General features: G+C 67.9%; 5 protein-coding genes and 1 pseudogene. All 6 read left to right on the forward strand.

The annotated features are described in order from the left end of the window. The first annotated feature begins 209 nt into the window (after nucleotides 1-209). On the forward strand, nucleotides 210-584 hold the full coding sequence (locus DAT37_RS44845) for a helix-turn-helix domain-containing protein (RefSeq protein WP_232839651.1): 375 nt from the start codon (nucleotides 210-212) through the stop codon (nucleotides 582-584). Then, on the forward strand, nucleotides 581-1,327 hold the full coding sequence (locus DAT37_RS10360) for a hypothetical protein (RefSeq protein WP_198654177.1): 747 nt from the start codon (nucleotides 581-583) through the stop codon (nucleotides 1,325-1,327). Before DAT37_RS44845 ends, DAT37_RS10360 begins: the two co-directional genes overlap by 4 nt. Further along, nucleotides 1,324-1,995: a YdcF family protein gene (locus DAT37_RS10365; RefSeq protein ID WP_232839652.1), complete on the forward strand. Its 672-nt coding sequence runs from the start codon at nucleotides 1,324-1,326 to the stop codon at nucleotides 1,993-1,995. The genes DAT37_RS10360 and DAT37_RS10365 overlap by 4 nt, the downstream gene beginning before the upstream one ends. A 19-nt stretch (nucleotides 1,996-2,014) precedes the next feature. Next, complete coding sequence (locus DAT37_RS10370; protein ID WP_198654178.1) at nucleotides 2,015-2,713, forward strand: WbqC family protein; 699 nt, start codon at nucleotides 2,015-2,017, stop codon at nucleotides 2,711-2,713. 188 nt (nucleotides 2,714-2,901) lie between these two features. After that, a complete protein-coding gene (locus tag DAT37_RS10375; RefSeq protein ID WP_157978388.1) occupies nucleotides 2,902-3,156 on the forward strand; it encodes a hypothetical protein in 255 nt (84 codons plus the stop codon). A gap of 78 nt (nucleotides 3,157-3,234) precedes the next feature. Continuing rightward, nucleotides 3,235-3,564 (forward strand): annotated as a pseudogene (locus tag DAT37_RS10380) (class I SAM-dependent methyltransferase); the annotation flags it as partial.

Here is a 3,564-nt window from a genome sequence, read left to right on the forward strand (position 1 = left end):
AGACGACCGGACCGTCCACTTCTCGCTGTTCGGTGAGCCACAAGGTAAGCGTCCTCTGCTGAGACCGGTGCCTGCCCGCCGCATCACCGTCGTGCGGCCTGCTTCCGATCCTGGAAGGACGGCGCCCGCGTGGAAACGAACCGGTGTTGTACTTGCGTGCACGAACGACCTCGCTCCGTGCTTCTATGACCATGGAAGGGAGCAGCTTCGTGACGACCGTGCGTGCGTGGACCGGCCTGGAAGCCCGTGCCCTGCGCCGTGCTCTGCGGATGAGCATCCGCGTCTTCGCCCAGCATCTCGGCGTGGCCCCCCGCACAGTCGCCAAGTGGGAGCAACTCGGTGCGCAGACTCGGCCCCGCCCAGACACGCAGGCCATTCTCGACACCGCGTTAGCCCGCGCCCATGCGGCGGCTCACCTGCGATTCGAGACCCTGCTGGCCGAGGCAGACAAGGGCAGCGGCCACGGTACACGGATCATGCGCGCCGGGTCACGCGTATCGGACTACGAGACCTGGACCGACGACCTCGACCGGGTAGTTGTCGCGCTCAGCCGGCAAACTTCGGTTTCGCCTCCGACCTCTTGAACAGGTGGCTCGCCCTCTGCCCACCGCAGACGCTGGACGACAAGGGGCTGTACCTGTTCGCGCGCTCCACCACGCTGCTGGGAGACCTCCACCGCGATCAGGGAGCGATCGTAGGGCCGCTGTCAGCCGGCCGCTCCTATGTCAACGCCCGCTCCATTTACACGCAGCTGGACATCCCTCGCCGAGTTGCCCAACTGGACCTATCCCTCTCCGTCGTCGCCGAGATGTCCGGCGAGCTGGAAAGCGCCGGCCGCCAGTATGAGGCGCTGGCCGTCGATGACCGGCTCTCGCGGCGTGACCGAACACGGGCCCGCCTGTGGGTGGGAACCGCGCTTAGCAAGAACGGCGACAACGACTACGCCGCCCGACTCATGTTGGCCGAGATCCGCGAATTCGAGACCCTCGGTGAACCGGAGGACTGGTCAGTCGCCCACCAGAAGCTTGCCCTCGCGTACCGGGGCGCCGGTGACCTGTCCCAGGCGCTACGCTTCATCGACGTCGCCCGCGCCACCGCGGTCACCGACGCACCCATGCAACGCGTCCGCCTAGATACGGCATACGGCCACATCCTGCTTTCCGACCCGGCCACCGTGGATGATGGGCTGATGATCCTCGACTACGCCGCGCAGCAGGCCGCACAACACGGCCTCGTCCACCAACTGCGCAGCATCGAGAGCATCAAGCAGTCCATCCAGAGGGAGGATCGCCCCCCTCTGCCACGGCGAACAGGAGCGGACGAGTGAGCGGCAACCAGCAGGCCACCATCACCGACGAGCAGTGGAAGCAAGCCCGCACGATCTGGGATTACCACCAGATGCGTCACGAGCTGCGCCACTGTGACGTCGCCGTCGGTTTGGGAAGCCATGACCTGGGGGTGGCCAGGGCAGCGGCCGAGCTGTACAGGGCCGGCTGGTTCCCGATGCTCGTTTTCTCCGGTGCCACCAGCTCCACCACCGCCGAACGCTTCCCACGCGGCGAGGCCGTCCACTTCCGTGAGCATGCCCTGGAGCTCGGCGTCCCGGACGAGGCGATCCTGCTGGAGCCGAATGCCACCAACACCGGCGAGAACATCACGCTCAGCCGCGAGGTCCTCGCCCAGGCCGGTATCCGACCTGAGTCGGTGATGCTGATCTCCAAGCCGTACATGGAGCGGCGGTCCTATGCCACCACGCGCAAGGTGTGGCCCGAGGTGGAGGTGGTATGCGCGTCCGATGCGCTGGAACTGGACGACTATGTTCGCTCCATCGGAGACCCGAAGCTGGTCATCGACATGCTCGTGGGTGACCTTCAGCGCGTGATCGAGTACCCCAATCTGGGCTACGCCATCGAGCAGCCCGTCCCGGGAGATGTGCATGACGCCTACCAGTCTCTTCTGCGCGCTGGATTCGACAGCAGGCTCTTTATCAGCTGACCGGACGGAACCCGCGAGGGTGTGCGCCATCCACCAGCCCAACCTGTTCCCCCGGCTCGCCACACTGGCCAAGATCGTGGCAGCCGACTACTGGATCGCCTTGGATGACGTGCAGTTCGCGCGCCGCGATTACCAGCATCGCGCCCGTCTCCCTGCTGTGGCCCGCCCATGGGCCACCCAGTGGTTGTCCATCGCAACCCGGCTGCCGCACGGCCGCCGCACCTCGATCCGCGAGGCGCGGCTGGCTGATCCCGTCCGCTGTCGGCGGCGTCTCGCCCAGCTCCTCGCGGACTGCTACCGGCGCAGCCCTTACTGGCCCGCGGTCAAGCAAAGCCTCGAATCGGTGCTCGACCTGTTCGACATCACAGACCGGCTCGCTGTGGTGACCGAAGCGTCCACACGACTGCTGCTGAACGCGGTGGGCTGGTCGGGGCAGATCCGCCACAGCAGCGTCCTACCGGCGCGGGCCGGCCGGTCCGAACGGCTGGCGGACCTTGCCGGCCTGACCGGCGCCACCGCCTACCTATGCGGAAAGGGCGGACTGGCCTATCTCGATCAGGAGCCCTTCCGTACCTACTCGGTGCAGGTCGTGCCGTTCCTGTCGCCGGCGGCGGGCATCTGGGCGTCGGCCCGGCCGATGAGCGCATTGGACGCCCTGATGCTGCTCGGGCCGGACGCCCTGAAACGGGAGATGGCGAAGGCCATTCTGCGGTCCTAGAGGCAACCGAAGGTGCGGACGGTCGTGAGCTGGCGCGCGCTGGCTGGGCAAGGTGGCCAGGAGGCCCGCACCCCAGCGGGCGTTCCCTCCCGACCTCGCTGTAAGCCGCTGACTCCAGAGCGAAACACTGCGCCGTGACGCCGGGCCGCGCCCGTGGCGCTGGACGCATGCCCTGAGGCTGGCCTGCTGTGAGCGCAGGAGAAGCCAGCACGGTGGGCGAAGGACGCGCCTCGCAAGACGCTGGCGCCTGGGCGGCCGCGCCGCTGGCGCAGCAGTCCAGCGTGGACTTGGCCGTGGTCGTGCCGCTCGTCGTCGTCGCGGTCGGTGTGGTGCTGGTGGCGCTGGAGCGGCGCGGCGCGGGCGCGGTCAAGCACGTCCGATACAAGATCGACGACGTGGAAGCGTGGGAGGATGAGCACTACGCGGAGCAGGCGGCGAGCTGAGGATTGCGGTAGCGCTATCATCGGCCCCACCAGCGAAGAACGGCCCGGCATCGATTCCTGCGCCGAGCGAGCCCCGGCGACGACGCCTTCGACCTGGCCTGCTCGGCGTTCGGGGCGCTGCCGTTCGTGGCCGACCCGCTGGCCGTCTTCCGCGAGGTGTGCAGGGTGCTGCGGCCGGGTGGGCGGTTCGTGTTCTCGGTCAGCCATCCGATCAGGTGGGCCTTTCCCGACGATCCCGGCCCGCCGGCTGACCTCTGACCGGTCCTACTTCGATCGCACGCCGTACAACGAGAGAGACTCCGCACGCGTGGTGACCTACGTCGAGCACCACCGCACGATGGGCGACTGGATCTCGCTGATCGTCGCCGCCGGGCTCCGGGTGGACGGCCTGCTGGAGCCGGAGTGGTC

The organism is Nocardia aurea (assembly GCF_003123685.1).
In the GTDB taxonomy this organism is placed as follows: domain Bacteria; phylum Actinomycetota; class Actinomycetes; order Mycobacteriales; family Mycobacteriaceae; genus Nocardia; species Nocardia aurea.